Origin of the sequence: Kitasatospora sp. NPDC057223, assembly GCF_042669755.1 — a bacterium.
Classification (GTDB): Bacteria; Actinomycetota; Actinomycetes; order Streptomycetales; family Streptomycetaceae; genus Kitasatospora.
The window spans coordinates 18,304-35,779 of the sequence record NZ_JBHUWW010000093.1 but is presented as its reverse complement, the minus strand read 5'-3'; the positions used below and the strand labels follow the sequence as shown (position 1 = coordinate 35,779).

Genomic DNA, 17,476 nt, shown 5'->3' with positions numbered 1-17,476 from the left:
GGGCAGTGCCGCGCCCGGGAGCGCCGACCCAATGTTGAACACGTTCAAAGCGAGGTCTAGAGTCGTCCTCGCACGGGTGGGGAAAGCCACCGCCCGGCGTTCGGCACGGGGGTTCCCAGATGAGCAGCAGCACGACCACCCGCCCCACCGACCTCACCGACCCTGCCGGTCCCGCCGACGCGGGCGACCCCGCGGCCGCCGCGCTGCGGCGGGTCCGCCGGTGGCTGTGGATCTTCGTGGTCTGCCTCGTCCTGAGCGGCCTGACGGCCTTTCCGCTGGAGAGCGAGACCAGGTGGCTCGCCGACTTCGCCACCGGCCCGGCCGCCCCGCTGTCCGAGCACTTCCCCGGGCTGCTGGGCAAGCTGCTGGCCGTCCGGGACGGCATCGCCGACACCAACCGGCGCTACCCGTTCCTCGCCTACGGCACCGACTGGCTGGCCTTCGCCCACCTGGTGATCGCGGTGGCGTTCTGGGGGCCGATCCAGGACCCGGTGCGCAACGTCTGGGTGATCCGGTGGGCCGTCATCGCCTGCGGCGGGATCATCCCGCTCGCGCTGGTCTGCGGACCGCTCCGCGGGATCCCGGTGTACTGGGGATTCGTCGACATGTCGTTCGGCGTGGTCGGGGTGATCCCGCTGCTCATCGTGCTGCGCGGGATCCGCGAGGCCGAACGGCACGGCACCGCGGGCACGGCGGCGCCCGCCGCCGCCTGACGGGGGCCGGGGGCCCGTTGGGCCAACCGGGGGGCGGTGCGCGGGCCCGGGCGGCCGGGCGCCGCCCGGGATCCCCGGCACGGCCGCCGGGCGCCACCGGCAGGCCCTACCATCGCGGTGGAGAGCTGCGGTGCGGAGCTGCTGGGAGGCGGACAAAGGCGTGGCCGATACGGTGATCGATCTCAACGCGGACCTCGGAGAGGGGTTCGGACGCTGGACGCTGACCGACGACGAGGCGCTGCTGTCCGTCGTGACCAGTGCCAACGTCGCCTGCGGCTTCCATGCCGGGGACCCGTCGACGATGCGCCGGGTCTGCGCACTGGCCGCCGAACGCGGGGTGCGCATCGGCGCCCAGGTCTCCTACCGCGACCTGGCCGGCTTCGGCCGCCGCGCGATGGACGTCCCGCCCGAGGAACTGGCGGACGAGATCGCCTACCAGATCGGCGCGCTCCAGGTGTTCGCCCGCGCGGCCGGCTCGCGGGTCTCCTACGTCAAGCCGCACGGCGCCCTCTACAACCGGGTGGTCGCCGACTCCGAGCAGGCCGAGGCGGTGGTCGCGGGCGTGCTCCGTGCCGGGGCGGTCTGCGACGGCCCGCTGCCGGTGCTCGGACTGCCCGGATCGCGGCTGCTGGCGGTCGCCGAGGGCGTCGGACTGCCCGTCGTCACCGAGGCGTTCGCCGACCGCGCCTACACCTGGGCCGGCACGCTCGTCCCGCGCCGGGACCCGGACGCCGTGGTGCACGACCCGGAGGCGGTGATCGCCCGCGCGGTCGGCATCGCCCGCGACGGCCTGGTCACCGCCGTCGGCGGCGAGCCGGTGGCGGTCGAGGCGCGGTCGCTCTGCGTGCACGGCGACACCCCGGGGGCGGCCCAGCTCGCCTGGCGGGTCCGGGGGGCACTGGCCTCGGCCGGTATCCGGGTGGAGGCGTTCAGCTGAACACCGACGGGGAGAGCGGGGCGGGCACGGGCGGCGCGACGGTGCGCCGGGCCGGTCCCGACGCCCTGCTCGTCGAGGTCGCCGACGCGGCCGGGGCCGGGGCGCTCTACGCCTGGCTGCGCGGGCTGCGGGAGGCCGGCGGGCTGCCGCCCGTCACCGAGATCGTGCCGGCCGCCCGTACCGTCCTGCTCGACGGCGTCGGGGACGGGCGGGCCCTCACCGCACTGCTGGCGGGCTGGCGGCCGAGCGCCGCCGCCGGCCCCGGGGGCCCGCTGCTGGACGTGCCCACCGTGTACGACGGCGCCGACCTCGGCGAGGTGGCGGCGCTCTGGGGCGTCTCCCCCGAGGCCGCCGTCCGGATCCACAGCGAACCCGAGTACCACGTCGCCTTCTGCGGGTTCGCCCCCGGCTTCGGCTACCTCACCGGGCTCGCCGACCGGTACGCCGTCCCGCGCCGGGCCACCCCGCGCACCTCCGTACCGGCCGGGTCGGTGGCCCTGGCCGGCCCCTACACCGGGGTGTACCCGCGGTCCTCCCCCGGCGGCTGGCAGCTGCTGGGCCGCACGGGCCTGCTGCTGTGGGACACCGGCCGCGAGCCGGCCGCCCTGCTCGCCCCCGGCGTCCGGGTGCGCTTCACCCCGGTCCGGGAGCCGGCACCGCAGACGGCACCGCGGACGGCGCCTCGTACGGCGCAGGAGCACGGATGACCGCGCTGGAGGTGCTCCGTCCGGGCCCGCTGACGACCGTCCAGGACCTGGGCCGGCGCGGCGTCGCCCACCTGGGCGTGCCCCGGGCCGGGGCGCTGGACGAGCCCGCGCTGCGGGCCGCGAACCGACTGGTCGGCAACGAGCCGGGCGCGGCCGCCCTGGAGACGACGCTCGGCGGCGTCGCGCTGCGGGCGCTCGGGCCCGTCCGGTTCGCGGTGACCGGCGCCCCGGCGCCCGTCCGGGTGGACGGGCGGCCCGCCGCCTGGGGCGCGCCGGTGACCGTACCCGCCGGCAGCGTGCTGGAGGTCGGGGCCGCCACCCACGGCGTCCGCAGCTACCTGGCCGTCGCGGGCGGGATTGCGGTGCCGCCCGTCCTCGGCAGCCGTTCCGCCGACGTCCTGTCGGGCCTCGGGCCGGCCCCGCTCACGGCGGGCGCCCGGCTGCCGGTCGGCCCGCCCCCGGCCCCGGGCGGCGGCGCACCCGACCTCGTCCCGCTGCCCGCGCCGCCGGCCGTCCTCGTGCTGCGCCTGCATCCGGGCCCGCGCGACGACTGGTTCGAGCCGCGGGCGGTGGCCCGGCTGGCACGGGACCACTACCGGGTGGCCGCGGCGAGCAACCGGGTCGCGCTGCGCACCGAGGGCCCCGCGGTGGGCCGCGCCCGGGCGGGCGAACTCCCCAGCGAGGGCATGGTGCTGGGCGCGGTACAGATCCCGCCGGACGGACAGCCCGTGGTCTTCCTCGCCGACCACCCGACCACCGGCGGGTACCCCGTGGTCGGCGTCGTCCCCCGGCCCGACCTGGCCGCCGCGGCGCAGGCCCGGCCGGGCACACTCGTCCGCTTCGTACTGCTGCGCGGCTGACCCGGCCCGGCCGCGCCCGGTGCCGGGCCGGCCCCGCCCTCGTACGGCTCCCGGGCCGTGCCGGGTCAGTGCCCGTGCTGGGCGTGGACGACGGCGTGGCCGCGGCCACGGGCGATCATCCAGCGGTTGACCGGGACGGTCAGCAGGAAGGCGAGCGCCAGGGAGCCGGCCAGCGAGGCCCAGAAGAGGGCGCTGCCGAGACCCGCGTCCATCGCGCCGGGGACGGCGGCGATCACGGAGTTGTCGATCAGCTCCATGACCAGGATCGACACGGTGTCGGCGGCCAGGGCGACCTTGACGGCCTGCCGCACGGGCAGGCCGGCACCCAGGACGCCCCGCATGGTCAGCGCGTAGCCGAAGACGAAGGCCAGGGCGACGGAGAGGCCGACAGTGGCGCCGTTGTGCAGCCCGAGGGCCGTTCCCAGCACCATGCCGAGGACCTCGCCGACGGCGCAGCCGGTGAGGCAGTGCAGGGTGGCCTGCGCAGCCGTGCGCCAGCCGCCGCCCGCACGGTGCCGCTGCGCCGGGTGAGCGGCGTGGTCGTGGTGCGCGAGGTGGGTCATGTCTTCCTCCGCAGGCTGGGGCTCGGCTGTTCCTCCCTCCCAACCACATACCCCCTACAGGTATTCCCCGGCCTGGTGCCCGAAGGTCCGGCGCCGCGCCCTTCCATCGCCACCGCCGCCGTGTTCCGATGGCGGGATGAGCGGACACGGGACGGACGGGCAGGCACGCAAGGGCTACCGGGGCACCGGGCCCGGGGCGATCACACCGGACGGCTGCGCGGTCGAGGTGTGGGAGCGGCTCCCGGTCGGGGACGAGCCCGACGTGATCGAGCGGGCCGCGCCGGCCGGTGCGAGCATCCTGGAGCTCGGCTGCGGGACGGGGCGGGTGACCGGGCCGCTGGTCCGGCGCGGCTTCGCCGTGACGGCGGTCGACGAGTCGGCGGAGATGCTGGAACGGGTGCGCCGGGTGCCGGGCGCCCGCACGGTCCGCAGCTCGATCGAGCGACTGGACCTCGGCGAGCGGTTCGACGTCGTCCTGCTGGGCTCGTTCCTCGTCCACGCCGGCGACCCCGAAGTGCGGCGCGGGCTGCTGCGCACCTGCCGCCGGCACGTCGCCGCCGGCGGCTGCGTGCTCGTCCAGCGCGAGGGGGCGGACTGGCACGAGCGGCTGCCCCGGGAACGGCGGATCGGCGACGGCCTGTCGCGGGTGGTGTCCGCCGAGCCGGCCGGGCCCGGCGTGAACTCCGTGCACGTCGAGTACGTCTTCCCGGACGCCCGCTGGACGCAGACCTTCCTGTCCCGTCCGCTCACCCCCGAGGCCTTCGAACACGCGCTCGGCGAAGCCGGTCTCACCCTCGACCGGTACCTCACCGAGGACGGCACCTGGGCCCGGGCCCGCCCGGCGAGCTGACCCCGTGCCGGCCTCGCCCGGGCCCGGCCGCCGCGGGCACGGGGGCATGCGGGGGCGCGCGGAATCCCGACACCTTCAGCGCGTAGCATCGTCCCGCGCGCGCGGCGGCACGTCCCGCCGCGCGCGCCCGCACGCCCGAACCCCACCCGACGACCTGCACCCGATGACCTGCACCGCGGGCGAACGCACCGCCGGCTGCACCGACGAAACGGACCGCTGATGCGCACCGACCGACTGATATCCCGGGCGGGTAACCGGTGATCGACTGGTTCCACGGGGCCGTCCTCGGCCTGATCCAGGGACTCACCGAGTTCCTGCCGGTCTCCTCCAGCGCCCACCTGCGGGTCTTCTCCGCACTGCTGGGCTGGGACGACCCGGGCGCCGCGTTCACCGCGGTGACCCAGCTCGGCACCGAGTCCGCCGTGCTGATCTACTTCCGCCGGGACATCGCGTCGATCGTGAAGACCTGGACGCTGTCACTGTTCCGGCCCGCGCTGCGCTCGGAGCAGGACGCCCGGATGGGCTGGTTCGTGATCATCGGCACGCTGCCGATCGGCATCCTCGGCGCCGCCTTCCAGGACACCATCGAGAGCTCGCTGCGCGACCTGCGGGTGATCGGCACCACCCTGATCGTGTTCGGCCTGATCCTGGCCGTCGCCGACCGCACCCGGGCCGTCCGGCACGCCCGGCCGATCAGCGACCTGACCCTGCCGCACGCGATCGGGTACGGCTTCGCCCAGGCGCTCGCCCTCATCCCCGGGGTCTCCCGCTCCGGCGGCACGATCAGCGCCGGCCTGCTGCTCGGCTACAGCCGGGAGGCGGCGGCCCGGTACTCGTTCCTGCTCGCCATCCCCGCCGTGCTGGCCTCGGGCCTGCTGGAGCTGTTCAAGATCGGCGAGGGCCCGGCCCCGGCCTGGGGCCCGACGATCCTCGCCACCCTGATCGCCTTCGTGGTCGGGTACGCGGCGGTCGCCTGGTTCCTGAAGTACATCTCCTCGCACAGCTTCACGCCGTTCGTGGTCTACCGGGTGCTGCTCGGCGTCCTGATCATCGGACTGGTCAGCCTCGGTGTGCTGGAGCCGGACGCGGGCGTCGTCGCGAAGTAGCCGCACCACCCCTCCTCGGCCCGGGCGCCCCGCACCACGCGCCCGGGCCGACGGCGTTCCCCCCGGCGCCGGGCGGTCAGCCCCGGCGGTCGCGCGCGGTCAGCCGGCCGCGGACGGCGGCGTGGACCTCGGCCTCCTCGGCCGGGTCGGCGGCCAGGCGGCGCAGCCGCTCCAGCACGCGGGCGTCACCGGTGGTCGCGACGTGGCGGGCGGCCAGCTCACGGGTGGCCTCCTCACAGTCCCAGAGGCACTCGACGGCGGGGCCCTCGGGGAAGTGGCGGTCGGTGGCGGCCAGCGCCCGGGCGGCCCGGCCGCGCAGTTCGGACGAGGCGGCCTCGCCGTAGACGTGGCGCAGGGCGGGCACGGCGGCGGCGGCGGCGAGCCGCCCCGCACCGTCGACCAGGACGCCGAGACCCGCGCCGGAGACTCCGCGCACCGAGATCCAGCTGCGCAGGGCGGCGACCACGAGCGGGCCGTCGGCGGGCTCGCCGGCGTCGGCGAGCAGTTGCACGGCGGCCTCGCCCAGGGCGCTGTCGGCGCCGCCGGTGGCCGGATCGGCCCAGCGGCGGGCGTGGGCGAGCGCGGCGGGGCCGCGCATCCGGCCGAGGACCTCCAGGGCCGCGCGGACGATCCGGCCGTCGACATCGGCGGCGGCCGCCTCGATGAGCCCGGCGGCGGCCGGGTCCTGGACGTCGACGAGGTGGCGCAGCGCCGCCCGGCGAGCGCCCGGCAGGCCGCAGCGGGCGGCCTCCAGGACGGTCTCGCGATCCTCCGGCCGCACCACGGCGGCCAGGCAGCGGGCCGCGGCGGCGGCCCGGCGGGCACCGGCGTCGGGCTCGGCGGGTGCGGCGGGATCGAAGCGGTCGAAGGCGGCGGCGCCGTCGAACGGATCACCCTGGTCGGCCCAGGCCAGGACGTCGGCGGTGCCCCAGCCGGGGGTGACCCCGCCCCGGTTGAGCTGGCGTTGCCACAGGTCGAAGGGGGACTGCTCGCTCGCGGCGGCGATCCTCGGGTGGTGCGCGGCCCACAGCCGCCAGGGCCGGGGCTCGTACGCGCCGCGCACGGCGGCTCTCAGGTCGGCGTCGCCCTCGGGGCCCTCGGGGAAGCGGTCGAGGACGGCCGGGCCGAGCAGCAGCAGGCCCAGGTCGTCGTCGCGCATGGCCAGCTCGTCCAGGGCCCAGGACCAGTTGGTGCCGGTGGCGGCGTACTCGCGCAGGAGCAGCAGGGCGTCCCGCCGCCCGTAGGCGGCGAGGTGGCCGAGCACGGAGAGGGCGAGGCCGGTGCGGTTGTCCTCGTGGTCGAGCAGGTCCTCCGGGTCGTGCAGGTGGTCCTCGATGCCGTCGAGCGGCGCTTCGAGCTCCATGTAGAGGCGTGCGTAGTAGAGGGAGCGGTTCTCGACCTGCCAGTCGGCTCGCGGGTCGCTGGTGACGCACTCCTCCAGGGCGCTGATCGCCTCGGTGCGGTCGGCCGCCAGCGCATGGAGCTGCCCGTCACCGCGGCCTCGCTGGAGGAGGCCGAGGAGGCTGGCACTGGGCGCTATCACTGGCTCGAACATGAGGTCAGCATCCGTTGCGGCGGTCTAGGTGGCAACGGGATTTCCGTCGCCGGGGGTGACTGGTCGGTCCTGCGGTGGGCGCCCGGGCGCCGGAATCACCGAAGGTTACCCCTTGGACGGGCCCCGCGCACACAGGGCGTCGGACAGGTGGGACGGCGGCCGGGGCGGGGCCGGGCACCCGCCGCACGGGCCCGGCGGCGTCCCGGAGTGAGGCATATGCCCCGGGAACATTGCGGGAGATTTACCCAAAGCCCTCACAAGCCCGGTGCGGCTGTGCGACAGTCGTCTCACAACCGCACCACCTCAGCACCGCCTCAGCACCACTCCGTACCGCACCGCCCCCGAACCGTGGGACCTCGGATGAGCCTCTCCTCCCCTGCCTCCCCCCGCGCAGCCGCCGTCACCGGCCGGCCCGCCGAGGGGCAGCGCGGCGCCGCAGTGGTCGGCGCCGCCGAGTGGGACCTGCTCACCGACAGTGTCCACTGGTCCCCCGAGGCCTACCTGCTGCTCGGCCGCGACCCCCGGCTCGGTCCGCTCACACTCGACCAGCTGCCGGCCCGGCTCCCGGAGCAGGACCGCCCCGCGCTGCGGCGGATGATGACCGACATCCTGGTGCACGGGCGCACGCCGGCCGCCCCCGTACACATCCTCCGGCCGGACGGCACACGGGGCACCGTGCGGTGCGCCGGCACTCCCGTCCTCGACGAGGACGGCCGGGTGACGGCCCTGCGCATGCTGCTGCGCGAGGGCTGAGACTCCTTCTCCTTCTCCGGCCGCGGCTACACCAGCCGCGGCCGCTGCTTCGCGTCCGCCACCCGCAGCTCCTCCCGCAGCTCGTCGCGCAGCTCGTCCACCACGGGCAGGCCCTGGTACCCGGCGGTGAGCCGGTACATCTCGCGCAGCCGGTCCCAGGTGCGGTGCGAGGAGGTCTGGCCGATCGAGGCCATCGCCAGCTTGGCCTGGACGTGCGCCTCGTCGGGCTCGCCGGAGATCCAGTGCACGGAGGCCAGGGTGATCCGGTCCAGCAGGACCGAACGCTCCCGGCCGTTGCTGGAGCGCAGGTCGATCGCGAGCCGGGCGTGCCGGACGGCGAGCGGCCCGGCGCTCGGGTCGTGCTCGGCGAGCGTCCGGTAGACCAGGGCCTGCATGCCGTGCAGCTCCGCCGCGTTGAAGAGCTGCATCCAGGAGGGCAGCGCCTCCCCGTCGTCCTGCACGAACAGCTCCTCGGCCTCGCCGAGCAACCGCCGGGTCGCCTGCGAACGGCCCAGCGCCGCCTGTGCCCAGGCCTCCACCGTGTGCAGCATCGCCCTCGTCCGGGGCAGCGACTCGGCACCGCCGCCGGCCTTGGCGGCCTGCATCAGGTCGAGCGCGTCGTCGGCCCGGCCCAGGTGCATCATCTGCCGGGCGGCCCGCGAGATCGCCTCGCCGGCCCTGGGCCGGTCGTCGGCCTCCTTGGCGGCCTGCGCGGCGATCACGAAGTACTTCTGGGCGGTCGGCTCCAGGCCGACGTCGTGCGACATCCAGCCGGCCAGCACCGCGAGGTTGGCCGCGACCGTCCACAGTCTGCGGTCGAGCGCCGGTGCGTGCCGGTGGGTGAGCAGGCCGCCCACCTCGTTGAGCTGGCCGACCACCGCCTTGCGCTGGAGGCCGCCGCCGCGGGAGGCGTCCCAGGCCCGGAACACCTCCACCGAGCGCTCCAGCGCCTCGACCTCGTCGAAGCCGACCTGGCCGGACTCGTAGACGTCGACGACCGGCCGGGCACCCGCCTGGGTGACCACCTGTCTGGGCCCGGGACGGCCGGCCGCGTACGCCACCGCGTCCCCCGTGAGCCAGCCGTGCAGGGAGTCGGCGACGACCGCTCCCGCCGTGAGTGCGGCGCCCGCACCCACCAATCCGCGTCGGTTGAGCATGAGGTCCATTCCCGTGAACTCGGTGAGGACCGCGGCCGTCCGATCCGGCTCCCAGGGTTCTGCCGACTGCGCTGTCGTGGACCTGGTGGGCCGGCGTCGTTCCAGACCGAGGTCCTCAGTGGTGACGACACGGCCGAGCCGCTCGGTGAACACGGCCGCCAGCACCCTCGGCACCGGATCGCGGGGGATCTCCCCCTGCTCGATCCAGCGGCGCACCCGCGAGGTGTCGGTGGACAGCTGCTGCTGACCGATCGCCGCACCGCGCCGGTTGACCAGCCTCGCCAGTTCGCCCTTCGACCATCCGGTCAGGGCGAACAGGTCGGCCAGTCGGGTGTTGGATTCCCTGCTCACGTGAAGCCCCCAGGTTCCTCGGCTGGTTCGACCCTAACGACGTGTCATGTGCCAAGCGAGCATTCGCCAGGGTTCGCCAGGGTCCGCCACATGGTGTGCCAGTGCCGAGTCGGTGTGATGTAGAGGTGCGCCACCCCGCCCTCGGGCTCGGGTCGGCGCCCACGGCGGGGCGGGGGCTCTCCCCCATACCCGCCGGGGCGCTCCCGGGCCGTCACCCGAGGGGGTGGCGCGGCCGGGTGGCGCGAGGGCGCCGGGCACGGCAGCGGCAGTCGGCCGACCGCGTTTCCCCAGGACGCGGACGGATCACCGGCCGCCGTGCGGGCGGGCTCCGGCCCGCCGTCCGTGCCCGGCACCCCCGCGCCGGCCGACCGCACCGAGCGGGGCCCGCGCTGCGCCAGGAAATCGCAACGCCCGCCCTCCCCCGCGCCAGCGGGGGCAGCCCGCCGACGGCAAGGAAGGGATCACCCAACCCTCATGCACTCCTCAGCGACCTCACCCGCACCGACCACCCGCACCGCACCGCGCGCTCCGAGCGCGGCCGGCACCCGGCCCGGCCCCAAGCCCGTTCCGCAGAGCCGTCCGTCGGCGCCGCGCGGCACCGACGGGCGCAGCACGGACCCGCGGGGCCTGGCCGGCCGTACCGCCCTGGGGCTGCGGGCCGCGGACACGGCCCTGAACGGCGGCGCCCCCCGCCTGGCGCCCACCCGTCCGGGCGCCGACCGGCTGCTGCGGGGGAGGCCGGCCCAGCCGGCGGCGGTCGAGCGGATCGACCCGGCGGCCCTGCAGACGCCGTCGGTGCGGGCCGCGCTGGCCAACATCGCGCGGATATGTCCCGCGTTCACCCCGCGCCAGGTCCTGCGTGACGGCAGCCGCCACATCCTGGTGGCCGGCACCATCGGGCGCGCCCCGGTGGTCGCCAAGTGCCTCTCGCCGCAGGCCGTCCGGGGTGAGGTGTTCGAGCAGCTGGTGGCGGACTTCCACCATGAGGTCGCGGTCTACCGGGCGTTCGTCCGGCACCGTCCGCCGGTCCGGCTGCCCCGGCTGGTGGCGGCCGACCACGACCGCTGCGTGCTGGTGGTCGAGCGGGTGCCCGGCCGGCCGGCCGCCCGCGAGCGCCACCCCGTGAACGCGCCCACGCCGGGCGAGATCCGGGCCGTCCTCGGGGCCGTCCGCGCCCTCAACCAGTGGCGGCCGCCGACGGACGTCTTCCAGACGCCGCTCGACTACCAGATGGAGATCGCCCGGTTCCACTCCGTCGGCCAGCTGACCGACCGGGACGCCGGGGACCTGCGCGGCCTGCTGCACGGCCTGGCCCACACCCCGCTCCAGCTGTGCCACGGCGACGCGCTGCTCAGCAACGTGCTGCTCGCGCCGTCGGGCCCCGTCCTGGTGGACTGGGAGCAGGCCGGCTGGTACCTGCCCGGGTACGACCTCGCGGTGCTCTGGAGCGTGCTGTCGGGCGACACCGCGGCCCGACGGCAGATCAGCCAGCTCGCGCAGTCCGGCGGCACGCTGGCCAGGGACGCGTTCCTGGTCAACCTGGTGCTCGTGCTGATGCGGGAGATCCGGCTGTACGACGTGCCGGGGGCCGGCGAGGAGCAGCGCATCATGATCCGCCGCCTGTACGAGGACGCCGCGCTGGCCCGCCGGGCCGTCCGCGCCGCCGTGGGCACGCGCTGACCGGCCCGGCCGGTGCTCCTCGGGGAGCGTCAGGCCTGCGGGCGGGCGCCGCGCACCGTGCTGCGGTCCAGGGCGGCCCGGCCGGCCGCCTCCAGGACGGCCTCGTCGGCGGCGAAGTGCACTCTGCCGCTGAGCACGTCGCGCAGGTAGCGCTCCAGCGGGTGGCGCCGGCTCAGCCCGGGGTTGCCGGTGAGGGCGACGGCCTGCTGCACGGCGGAGATGGCGGCCCGGGAGGCGAGCAGCTGGGCCGGACCGGTCCGGGCGACGGCGTCCGGGTCGGCCAGGTCGACGCGCGGCGCGAGGCCGTGGACGAGCTCCTCCGCGCCGATCAGCACGGCCTCGATCTCGCCCAGCGCGCTGCGGTAGCGCGGCAGGGTGGCGAGCGGCTCGGTGAGGTTGGCGGGCGTGCGCTGGCCGAGGAAGCGAACCAGCCAGTCCTGGGCGGACCGCGCCACCCCGAGGTACACGGCGGCGAGCGCCAGGTCGTGCCAGGCCCGGGTGACCCCGGCCTCGGCGGCGGCGCTCTCGCGGGCGGCCTCTCTGGTGGACTCCCTGGCCGCGTCCCGGCCGCCGCCCAGTCCGAGCGCCAGTTCGGCCGGCACCCGCACCTTGTCCAGCAGCACGTCGTGGCTGGCGCTGGCTCTCAGGCCGAGCTGGTCCCAGGTCGGGTCCACCTCGACGCCCGCGCTGTCGCCGCGGACGAGGAAGGTGCCCACTCTCGGCGCCGGCCCCTCGGTCCGGGCGGTGACCGCCATCCAGGCCAGCGCCTCGGCGCCGGTGCAGTACGTCTTCCGGCCGGTGATCAGCCAGCCCTCGTCGTCCCGGCGGGCGACCGTCTCGGGCAGGCCCGTGTGGTGGCCCGGCTCCGCCCGCAGGGTGTTCACCAGGGCGGGGCCCCGGCGTGATTCGGTGAGCAGCCGCCGGTATCCGGCCGCGGGCCAGCCGGACGTCCGGCCCTGCTCGGCGTGGTGGAGCAGGGTGAACGCGGTGACCACCGCCACCGAGGCGTCACCGCGGCCGAGTTGGCCGAGCGCCCGGACTATCTCGGCGAGCGTGGCGCCGGGGCCGCCGTAGCGCCGGGCGACGGTCAGGGTGAGCAGGCCGGCCTCGTGGACGGCCTCGATCCCCTGGTACGGGAAGGTCGCGTCGCGGTCGTGCTCCTCGGCGCGGGCGGCCAGCAGGTCGACGACGCGGGGCAGCCGGGCGAACGCCTCCGCGACCGGCGAGGGCGCCGGCGGGCCGGCGGGCTCGGCGTCGGGCGGCGTGACGGACTCGGCGGGCGACTGGTCGGCGGTGACGGTCATGGTGCGGTGCCTCCGGGCGGGCAGCGTGGGCTCGGCAGAATGCGGGCGGCACGCTCGACACGCGTGCGGAAACCGGATCCGGCGGCCCGGGGCGCCTCGGAGGAGGGCCCGGAATCACGAGCGGGCGGCCGGGGCCGGACGGTCGCGAACCGCCGAGTGGGAACGAATCCCGTTATCTGCCCGGACACGCCTCGTCGGTGTTCCGCCCCAGGTCGAGACAGCTGGTGGAGGTCCCGCAGGCCGATGGCTCGGAGAGGGTCAGCAGCGAGAGACGGCACGACATGCTCGTGACTGTACGAAGCGTTGATCGATACCGTCAAGTAGGCCTCGCGGCCCGGGCCGGCGCGGCGCGCTCAGCCCTGCTGGAACATGTCCGCGGGCAGCGGCTTCAGCAGCTGGTAGAGATCGTCCGAAATCGGCCGGTCCCAGGAGGCGATGGTCACCTGCACGCCGTCGCTGCGCCCGAACTGCGAGCAGAACACCCGCTCCTCGCTGACCTTGACCTTCTTGACGATCAGGAGGTCGTCGCCGAGCAGGACGGGAAAGTCCTCGGCGGAGACGAACTCCACCGGCTCGTTGTTCTCCAGGGCCGCGAGCAGCTGGCGGACCTCGAAGGGCACCGCGTCCCCGGTGTCGCGGGCCGGCGAGTTCTCGGGCAAATTCCCGATGAACATTGCGGGGCCCCGGCCGCCGAACAGGTCGTAGCGCAGAAAGATGCCCTGGCAGGAGCCGTCGGGGCCGGCCATCATGGCGGCGCCGAAGTCGCCGGGCCAGTCGCCCGGATCCATCGCGAGCACGTCGAAGTCCGGGCCTGCGGGCTGGCCGGAGCGACGGCGGAGAAAAGACATGGCAACATCGTACGTGTCCGGCACACCACGTTCACGAGGTGGGTGGGACACCGTGCGGAGATCCACGCTCAGAGACCAATGTTGACTCTGAGCAACCGTCCGGGCTACGTTCGGTTCAGCACGACAGCCGTTCTGGATTCGATCCTCCGGGGGGCGGCCTGTCGCAACGCGGCCCCATACGCGTATCCCTCACTGTGCACACCGTCGTGCCGACCCAGCAGAGCATCCAGCTTCGCCGATCGCCGCACACTTCAGTCGCACACACACAAGCCGAACAATTCACTGCCACAGATACCAGGTTCGCGGGGCCCAGGCCCGTCGCACTCGCGGATCTGCCCGGGAGACCGCCGCGTGGGGGCGTGCGGGTCCCGGGCAAAACCGGGGCCGTAGTACCGAGTAGCTCTCGGCGTACGGCGCCATCCTCCCTGCGACTGCCGGCCCTTAGCGGGGCCGGGACCGGCCGACGCACTCTGGTGCGCTGGGGATCAAACGGGAGGAGCCCGGCATCGCTGCCGGGGAGCACAGCAGGCGCCGTGTCTGGCCGCGTGGGGGCGGTGGGCACGGCGTCTGCCTGCTCATACTCTGAATCGCCTTTGTCGAACAGTCAACAGAAAACGGCCACCTTCCGACGGGCCGTCAAACCGCTTCCGTCCACAGCCCGCCGCCGGTGCCCGCGCCGGAGCGGCATCCGTGCCGGGCGGGATCCGGGTCAGGTGACGTCGAACTCGCCGTCGCGCGCGCCGAGCACGAACGCCCGCCACTCCCCCGGCGTGAAGATCAGCACCGGGCCGTCCTCCTGGCGCCCGTCCCGCATCGCGATGTACCCCTCCACGAAAGCGATCTGCACGTCCCCGGCGCCCTGGCTGCTGGACTGCCAGACCGCTCCGGTCAGATCCGGCCGGGGCTTGCGCCCGTCCGCGAGGACCTCCGCCGTACCGGCCGTCCCCACGCCCGTCCCGCTGTTGGCTGACACAGTCGTTCTCCTCCCTACGACGTACGAACCGCCAGCGTAGCCACGGCCGCCCGCCCGGACGCCGCAGTCGGCGCGCACACCACCACCCGGGGGGCCAACAATCCCGACCCGGCCCGCGCACCCGGCCGGCTGTGCTATCGCCCGGGCCGTCCGCCCGGGGGTGCGGTACCGGACACACGGCCCGGGTTCAGCCCGCCGGGCCTGCCGGGCTGCCAGAGTGAGAGCCACGACCCACGCACCCGCTCACCCACGCACCCGCCCACGCACCCGCCCACGCACCCGATCGCCGAGGAGCAGCCGATGAGCCGCCGGGACGGCACCCGCGCCGACGTCATCCCCATCTCCGACGCCCCGTCGGCCCAGCCCCCGGCTCCGCGCACCCCGCCCGCCACCGCCACCGTGCCGAGGCCCAAGAGCGGCCGGCCGCCGCTGCACGGGCGGGTGGGCGTCGTACTCGTCTCGCACAGCGAGGAGTTGGCCGCCGCCGCCGGGGCGCTGGCGCTGGCACTCGCCGGTTCGGACAGCCCCGCGCCGGTCGCCACCACCGGCGGCGGCCTCGACGAGGACGGCCCGGGGATCAGCGCGGTGCTGGTCGCGGCCGCCACCCGCCGGGTCGACCAGGGCCACGGCGTGGTGCTGCTCGCCGACCTGGGCGGCGCCGTGGGCACCGTGCGCAGCCTGCTGGCCGAGGCGGACGAGCACGGGCTGCCGTTTCCGGTCCGGTTCGCCGACGCGCCGTTCGTGGAGGGGGCGGTGGCGGCCGTGGCGACCGCCACCGCGGGCGGCGACCTGTCGGCGGTGCTGGACGCCGCCGAGGAGGCGTACCGCCAGCACAAGGACTGAGCGGCCCGCGGTCGCGGCGCATGTCGGCGAACCGCTCCACCAAGGGTGACCGCGCGGCTACGATCGGCAGTGGTCCGGCGCTGCCAGGCTCCGGCGGTGGAGGGGGTCCTCAGCCATGCGCGTGGTCGTCACCGGCGGAGCCGGTTTCATCGGGGCCAACCTCGTCCGGGCGCTGGTGGCCCGCCCCGAGGTGGCGCAGGTCCGGGTCGTGGACGACCTGAGCACCGGCAGCAAGGCCAATCTCGCGGGCGCCGGCGCGGCCCTGTACGAGGGCAGCATCCTGGACCGCGACCTGCTCGACGAGGCGTTCGAGGGTGCGGACGCCGTGGTGCACCTGGCCGCGCTGCCGTCCGTCCCGCGGTCGGTGGCCGACCCGCTGGCCAGCCACCACGCCAACGCCACCGGCACGCTGGAGGTGCTGGAGGCCGCCCGCCGGGCCGGCGGGCCGTACGTCGCCGCGGCCTCCTCCTCGTCCGTCTACGGCGCGAACCGCGAACTGCCCAAGCGCGAGACGATGCGGACGGCGCCGATGAGCCCGTACGCCGTCAGCAAGCTGGCCACCGAGGCCTACCTCGGCGCCTACCACCACTGCTACGGGCTGGGGGTGCTGCCGCTGCGCTTCTTCAACGTGTTCGGCCCGTTGCAGCCGGCCGGGCACGCGTACGCGGCGGTCGTCCCGGCGTTCCTGGACGCGGCGCTGGCGGGCCGGCCGCTGACGGTGCACGGGGACGGCGGGCAGAGCCGGGACTTCACCTACGTCGGGACGGTCGCCCAGGTGATCACCGAGGCCGTGCTGGGGCGGGTGGTGCACGCCGACCCGGTCAACCTGGCCTTCGGCACCCGCACCTCGCTGCTGGAGCTGGTGGGCGAGCTGTCGGCCGTCCTCGGCCGCCCGCTGGAGGTCGCCCACACCGAGCCCCGGGCCGGCGACGTCCGGGACTCCCAGGCCGACAACTCCCGGCTGCGCGGACTCTTCCCCGCCGTCACCCCGGTGCCGCTGCGCGAGGGCCTGGAACGCACCGCCGAGTGGTTCCGGACGCTCTGACGGCCAGCCGGCCGGCCGGACCGTCGGCCCGGACCTCAGCCCGCCCCGACCGCGAGCTCGGCCGGCTGGCCGTCCAGGACGAACGCCGTCTCGCCCTTGCACTCCAGGGCCTGGGTGAGACGGTGCAGGATGCGCGGCTCCAGCTCCGGCAGGGCGTCCGGCTCGAACCAGCGGATGTCCAGCGACTCGTCGTCGTTGACCCGCGCCTCGCCGCTCACCACCCGGCAGCGGAAGGTGAGTTCGAGGTACTGGGAGGTGTCGCCGTTCGGGTAGGACACCACCGGCGAGACGGTCACCGAGGCCAGGACCTCGGGGTGGACGACGATCCCGGCCTCCTCCTCGACCTCCCGGACCAGGCCCTCGGCCGGCTGCTCCCCCGGATCGAGGATGCCGCCGATCAGCGACCAGCGACCGTCGTCCACCCGCTGCCCGAGCAGGATCCGGCCGTCGTCGCCGACGATCACGGCCGCGACGCCGTTGAGCCAGAGCAGGCGGGTGCCGACCACCGCGCGGAGGTCCACGAGAAACTGAGGAATAGCCATGCCCCGAGCCTATGCCAGCCGGGCCGTCAGACCGTCGCCCGACCGGCCGCCGACCGGCCCGCCTTCGGCGGCAGCGGCCGGGCCGGCGAGCCGGCCACCACCGCGCCGGCCGGCACGTCCCTGGTGACCACGGCTCCGGCGCCGACGAACGCGCCGACGCCGACCAGCAGGCCCTGCAGCACCACGGCGTTGCTGCCGACCGTGGCACCGGCCGCCAGCCGGACCGCCCCCGAGACGTTGCCGCCCGGGTAGACGGTGACCCGCTCCCCGAACACGCTGTCGTGCCCGACCGTGGCGTTGTAGTGCACCTGGCTGTGCGGGCCCAGCCGGACACCGCTGGAGACGTACGCCCCGCCCATCACCAGGCAGCCGGGGCCGAGTCCGGTCTCCGGCGCGATGATCGCCCGCGGGTGGACGAGGGTGGCGGGCACCGCCCCGAGCCCGTCCAGCAGCGCGGCCAGGCGCTGCCGGACGGCCGGGTCCGCGATGGCCACCAGGTACCGGGCACCCGGCGGGATGCCGGCGGGCGCCCGCACGGGCAGGCCGCGCACGGTGGCGCCCTGCGCGCGGTCGTCGAGGAAGCCGGCGACGGGGACGCCCGCGGCGAGAGCGGTGTCGAGGGCCTCGCGGCCGACACCGCCCGCGCCGGCCAGCCAGAGCGCCGGAGGGGGTGTGAGTGACATGCCGTC

General features: G+C 75.7%; 18 protein-coding genes. 10 read left to right on the top strand and 8 right to left on the bottom strand.

Annotation, left to right across the window (positions count from 1 at the left end; translation table 11 throughout):
- Positions 1-119 precede the first annotated feature (119 nt).
- The 4 genes from ACFUK0_RS27715 to ACFUK0_RS27700 all read left to right on the top strand — a co-directional run bounded on the left by ACFUK0_RS27715 (position 120) and on the right by ACFUK0_RS27700 (position 3,217).
- On the top strand, positions 120-713 hold the full coding sequence (locus tag ACFUK0_RS27715) for a hypothetical protein (RefSeq protein ID WP_380254905.1): 594 nt from the start codon (positions 120-122) through the stop codon (positions 711-713).
- A gap of 160 nt (positions 714-873) precedes the next feature.
- A complete protein-coding gene (locus tag ACFUK0_RS27710) occupies positions 874-1,650 on the top strand; it encodes a LamB/YcsF family protein (protein ID WP_380254903.1) in 777 nt (258 codons plus the stop codon).
- Between the two features lie 41 nt (positions 1,651-1,691).
- Positions 1,692-2,357, top strand: coding sequence for an allophanate hydrolase subunit 1 (locus tag ACFUK0_RS27705; RefSeq protein ID WP_380254901.1), 666 nt, complete (start codon positions 1,692-1,694; stop codon positions 2,355-2,357).
- Positions 2,354-3,217, top strand: a complete 864-nt coding sequence (locus ACFUK0_RS27700; protein WP_380254899.1) for a biotin-dependent carboxyltransferase family protein — start codon at positions 2,354-2,356, stop codon at positions 3,215-3,217. Before ACFUK0_RS27705 ends, ACFUK0_RS27700 begins: the two co-directional genes overlap by 4 nt.
- A gap of 65 nt (positions 3,218-3,282) precedes the next feature.
- On the opposite strand, the gene ACFUK0_RS27695 is transcribed toward ACFUK0_RS27700, so the two are convergent.
- On the bottom strand, positions 3,283-3,780 hold the full coding sequence (locus tag ACFUK0_RS27695) for a DUF4396 domain-containing protein (RefSeq protein ID WP_380254897.1): 498 nt from the start codon (positions 3,778-3,780) through the stop codon (positions 3,283-3,285).
- 136 nt (positions 3,781-3,916) lie between these two features.
- Here ACFUK0_RS27695 and ACFUK0_RS27690 point away from each other — a divergent pair, with 136 nt between their 5' ends.
- Positions 3,917-4,630, top strand: a complete 714-nt coding sequence (locus ACFUK0_RS27690) for a class I SAM-dependent methyltransferase (protein WP_380254895.1) — start codon at positions 3,917-3,919, stop codon at positions 4,628-4,630.
- Positions 4,631-4,890: 260 nt separating this feature from the next.
- Positions 4,891-5,736, top strand: a complete 846-nt coding sequence (locus ACFUK0_RS27685) for an undecaprenyl-diphosphate phosphatase (protein WP_380254909.1) — start codon at positions 4,891-4,893, stop codon at positions 5,734-5,736.
- A 76-nt stretch (positions 5,737-5,812) separates the two neighbouring features.
- Here ACFUK0_RS27685 and ACFUK0_RS27680 read toward each other — a convergent pair whose 3' ends face one another.
- On the bottom strand, positions 5,813-7,291 hold the full coding sequence (locus tag ACFUK0_RS27680; protein ID WP_380254893.1) for a HEAT repeat domain-containing protein: 1,479 nt from the start codon (positions 7,289-7,291) through the stop codon (positions 5,813-5,815).
- 360 nt (positions 7,292-7,651) lie between these two features.
- Between ACFUK0_RS27680 and ACFUK0_RS27675 the strand changes: the two genes are divergently transcribed.
- On the top strand, positions 7,652-8,044 hold the full coding sequence (locus ACFUK0_RS27675; RefSeq protein WP_380254891.1) for a hypothetical protein: 393 nt from the start codon (positions 7,652-7,654) through the stop codon (positions 8,042-8,044).
- Positions 8,045-8,070: 26 nt separating this feature from the next.
- Here the strand turns inward: ACFUK0_RS27675 and ACFUK0_RS27670 are convergent, their stop codons facing one another.
- A complete protein-coding gene (locus ACFUK0_RS27670) occupies positions 8,071-9,552 on the bottom strand; it encodes a hypothetical protein (RefSeq protein ID WP_380254889.1) in 1,482 nt (493 codons plus the stop codon).
- Between the two features lie 474 nt (positions 9,553-10,026).
- Between ACFUK0_RS27670 and ACFUK0_RS27665 the strand changes: the two genes are divergently transcribed.
- Positions 10,027-11,232, top strand: coding sequence for a phosphotransferase (locus ACFUK0_RS27665; RefSeq protein WP_380254887.1), 1,206 nt, complete (start codon positions 10,027-10,029; stop codon positions 11,230-11,232).
- A gap of 29 nt (positions 11,233-11,261) precedes the next feature.
- Here ACFUK0_RS27665 and ACFUK0_RS27660 read toward each other — a convergent pair whose 3' ends face one another.
- The 3 genes from ACFUK0_RS27660 to ACFUK0_RS27650 form a co-directional block, all read right to left on the bottom strand.
- Complete coding sequence (locus ACFUK0_RS27660; protein WP_380254885.1) at positions 11,262-12,536, bottom strand: acyl-CoA dehydrogenase family protein; 1,275 nt, start codon at positions 12,534-12,536, stop codon at positions 11,262-11,264.
- Between the two features lie 353 nt (positions 12,537-12,889).
- Entirely contained in the window at positions 12,890-13,384 is a 495-nt protein-coding gene (locus tag ACFUK0_RS27655) for a hypothetical protein (RefSeq protein ID WP_380254883.1), read from the bottom strand.
- A 709-nt stretch (positions 13,385-14,093) separates the two neighbouring features.
- Positions 14,094-14,333, bottom strand: coding sequence for a DUF397 domain-containing protein (locus ACFUK0_RS27650; RefSeq protein ID WP_380254907.1), 240 nt, complete (start codon positions 14,331-14,333; stop codon positions 14,094-14,096).
- Positions 14,334-14,657: 324 nt separating this feature from the next.
- Between ACFUK0_RS27650 and ACFUK0_RS27645 the strand changes: the two genes are divergently transcribed.
- Both ACFUK0_RS27645 and ACFUK0_RS27640 read left to right on the top strand, forming a co-directional pair.
- Positions 14,658-15,200 (top strand): PTS-dependent dihydroxyacetone kinase phosphotransferase subunit DhaM, encoded by a 543-nt coding sequence (locus ACFUK0_RS27645; RefSeq protein WP_380254881.1) that lies wholly within the window; start codon positions 14,658-14,660, stop codon positions 15,198-15,200.
- A gap of 115 nt (positions 15,201-15,315) precedes the next feature.
- The gene (locus ACFUK0_RS27640) at positions 15,316-16,245 is read left to right on the top strand and encodes an NAD-dependent epimerase/dehydratase family protein (protein WP_380254879.1); all 930 of its coding nucleotides are present in this window, start codon (positions 15,316-15,318) and stop codon (positions 16,243-16,245) included.
- A gap of 35 nt (positions 16,246-16,280) precedes the next feature.
- Here ACFUK0_RS27640 and ACFUK0_RS27635 read toward each other — a convergent pair whose 3' ends face one another.
- On the bottom strand, positions 16,281-16,787 hold the full coding sequence (locus ACFUK0_RS27635) for an NUDIX domain-containing protein (protein WP_380254877.1): 507 nt from the start codon (positions 16,785-16,787) through the stop codon (positions 16,281-16,283).
- 26 nt (positions 16,788-16,813) lie between these two features.
- A complete protein-coding gene (locus ACFUK0_RS27630) occupies positions 16,814-17,470 on the bottom strand; it encodes a NeuD/PglB/VioB family sugar acetyltransferase (RefSeq protein ID WP_380254875.1) in 657 nt (218 codons plus the stop codon).
- Positions 17,471-17,476: the final 6 nt, after the last annotated feature.

Coding starts and splice junctions, on each gene's coding strand:
- ACFUK0_RS27700 (WP_380254899.1), top strand. CDS start 2,354: ATGACCGCGCTGGAGGTGCTCCGTCCGGGCCCGCTGACGACCGTCCAG.
- ACFUK0_RS27660 (WP_380254885.1), bottom strand. CDS start 12,536: ATGACCGTCACCGCCGACCAGTCGCCCGCCGAGTCCGTCACGCCGCCC.
- ACFUK0_RS27645 (WP_380254881.1), top strand. CDS start 14,658: ATGAGCCGCCGGGACGGCACCCGCGCCGACGTCATCCCCATCTCCGAC.
- ACFUK0_RS27630 (WP_380254875.1), bottom strand. CDS start 17,470: ATGTCACTCACACCCCCTCCGGCGCTCTGGCTGGCCGGCGCGGGCGGT.
- ACFUK0_RS27675 (WP_380254891.1), top strand. CDS start 7,652: ATGAGCCTCTCCTCCCCTGCCTCCCCCCGCGCAGCCGCCGTCACCGGC.
- ACFUK0_RS27715 (WP_380254905.1), top strand. CDS start 120: ATGAGCAGCAGCACGACCACCCGCCCCACCGACCTCACCGACCCTGCC.
- ACFUK0_RS27655 (WP_380254883.1), bottom strand. CDS start 13,384: ATGTCTTTTCTCCGCCGTCGCTCCGGCCAGCCCGCAGGCCCGGACTTC.
- ACFUK0_RS27690 (WP_380254895.1), top strand. CDS start 3,917: ATGAGCGGACACGGGACGGACGGGCAGGCACGCAAGGGCTACCGGGGC.
- ACFUK0_RS27680 (WP_380254893.1), bottom strand. CDS start 7,291: ATGTTCGAGCCAGTGATAGCGCCCAGTGCCAGCCTCCTCGGCCTCCTC.
- ACFUK0_RS27640 (WP_380254879.1), top strand. CDS start 15,316: ATGCGCGTGGTCGTCACCGGCGGAGCCGGTTTCATCGGGGCCAACCTC.
- ACFUK0_RS27635 (WP_380254877.1), bottom strand. CDS start 16,787: ATGGCTATTCCTCAGTTTCTCGTGGACCTCCGCGCGGTGGTCGGCACC.
- ACFUK0_RS27665 (WP_380254887.1), top strand. CDS start 10,027: ATGCACTCCTCAGCGACCTCACCCGCACCGACCACCCGCACCGCACCG.
- ACFUK0_RS27695 (WP_380254897.1), bottom strand. CDS start 3,780: ATGACCCACCTCGCGCACCACGACCACGCCGCTCACCCGGCGCAGCGG.